Source organism: Streptomyces sp. NPDC001889, from assembly GCF_053594535.1.
Window position 1 is genome coordinate 1 of the sequence record NZ_JBSFER010000069.1, and the last position, 2240, is coordinate 2240.

A 2240-nucleotide genomic window follows, 5' to 3' on the forward strand; every position below is an offset into this window, starting at 1 on the left:
TCCACCCGCACCAGAGCCGGCCGAACAACCCCACCCCCCACCGAACGCCCCAACAAACCCGCAACCGACGGCGACTCAAACAAATCCCGCACCGAATAACGCACACCGAGGACCGTCTCGATACGGCTGATGAGTCGGGTCGCCAGCAGCGAATGCCCACCCAGCTCGAAGAAGTCGTCGTGGACGCCGACGCGGGGCAGACCCAGGACATCGGCGAAGAGCCCGCAAAGGATGTCCTCCCGGGGAGTGCGGGGCCCGTGGCCGGTGACGGCGGTGGTGAAATCGGGGGCGGGCAGGGCACGGCGGTCGAGCTTGCCGTTGACGGTGAGCGGGAGGCGGTCCAGTACCACCATGGCCGCCGGGACCATATGGGCCGGCAGTTCCTGTCCCAGGTCGCGACGGAGCCCTGCGCCGTCGAGCCCTGTCCCCGTCTCCGGAACGACATAGCCCACCAGCCGCACATCACCCGGCCGGTCGGTGCGGGCGAGGACCGCCGCCTGGGCGACGCCCTCGCGGCGCAGGAGCGCGGCCTCGATCTCCCCCGGCTCGATCCGGAAACCCCGCACCTTGACCTGATCGTCCGCGCGCCCGAGATACTCCAGATTCCCGTCCGCGCACCAGCGCACCAGATCCCCCGTCCGGTACATCCGCGCACCGGCAGGACCGTACGGATCGGCGACGAACCGCTCCGCCGTCAGCCCCGCCCGATCCGCGTACCCCCGCGCCAGCCCCGGCCCCGACACATACAACTCACCCACCACACCCGGCGGGACCAGCCGCAGACCCGCGTCCAGCACATACAGCCGCAGATCGGCGACCGGTCGGCCGATGATGCTGGCGCTGGAGTGGATCGAGGCACGGTCCAGGGTGAAATGGGTGGTGTAGATGCTGGCCTCGGTGGGCCCGTAGGCGTTGACCACGACCGGGGCGGTGGGCCCGGCATGGCGCTCGTACCAGCCGGTCAGACGGCTCGGGTCCAGTGCCTCGCCGGCGAGGAAGATCCAGCGCAGGGCGAGCCCCGCGCCGGTCCGGGGCTCCTCCTGATCGGCCTGGTCGAGCTGGTGGAAGGCCGACGGTGTCTCGCTGAGGACGGTGACCCCCTCCCGGACCAGGAGCCGGAGCAGCTCCGCCGGTGAGCGGGTGGTGGTGAAGGGGATCACGACCAGCTTGCCGCCGTTCAGCAGCGCTCCCCAGATCTCCCAGACGGAGACGTCGAAGGAGGAGGAGTGGAAGAGCGTCCAGACATCGTCCGGGCCGAAGGCGAACTCGGGGTGCAGGGACGCCATGAGCCGCTGCACATTCCGGTGCGAGACGACCACGCCCTTCGGCCTGCCGGTGGAGCCCGAGGTGTAGATGACATAGGCCCGGTTCTCCGGACTCGGCACGGCGGTACGGTCCGCGTCGGTCGGGTTGGAGTCGGGGTGTGCCGCGAGCGCTAGCCCGGTCCCGGGGTCGTCGAGCACCACCCGGGGGACACCGGTCCGCGGCAGCCGCTCGGCGACATCGGCCGTGGTCAGTACGGAGACGGGGCGGGAGTCGGCGAGCATGAGGGCGATCCGCTCGACGGGGTACTCCGGGTCCACCGGCACATAGGCCGCGCCGGCCTTGAGCACCGCCAGTATCCCGATCACTGTCTCCGCCGAGCGGGGCAGCGCGAGTGCCACGGTCCGCTCGGGCCCGGCGCCCTGGGCGATCAGGAGCCGCGCCAGCCGGTTGGCCCGCGCGTTCACCTCGGCATAGCTCAGCGACAGATCGCCGAACACCACGGCCACGGCGTGCGGCGACCGCGCCACCCGCTCCTCGAACAGCGTGTGGAGACATCGCGGCGCCGTCTCCGGCGCCTGCGGGTTCCACTCGACGAGCAGCCGCCGGCGCTCGGGCTCCGAGAGCACATCCAGCCGGCCGGTCAGCTCGTCGGGGTTCTCCACGACCCTCTCCAGAACCCGGAGGAAGCGCGCCATGATCCCGTCGACGGCCTCGCGCTCGAAGAGGTCGGGGCGGTAGGTCAGCCGTACGGTCAGCTCGTCGCCGGGCACGACCGACAGCGTCAGCGGATAGTGGGTGACGCCCTCGCCATGGGTCCGCACCCCGGTGAGCCGGAAACCCGCCTCGGGTCCGACGAGACCGTCGAGCTCCAGGGGGAAGTTCTCGAAGACGGTGGTGGTGTCGAAGAGTTCCCCGGTTCCGGTCCCGGTGGTCTGCTGGATGTCCGCGAGGCTCAGATACTGATGGTCCAGAAG

The 2240-nt window shown here is 70.7% G+C and carries 1 protein-coding gene; it reads right to left on the reverse strand.

Translation table 11 applies throughout. The features are described from left to right. A partial coding sequence (locus ACWCRA_RS35190) for a non-ribosomal peptide synthetase (protein ID WP_451069477.1) occupies positions 1-2240 on the reverse strand: 2240 nt, incomplete at both ends.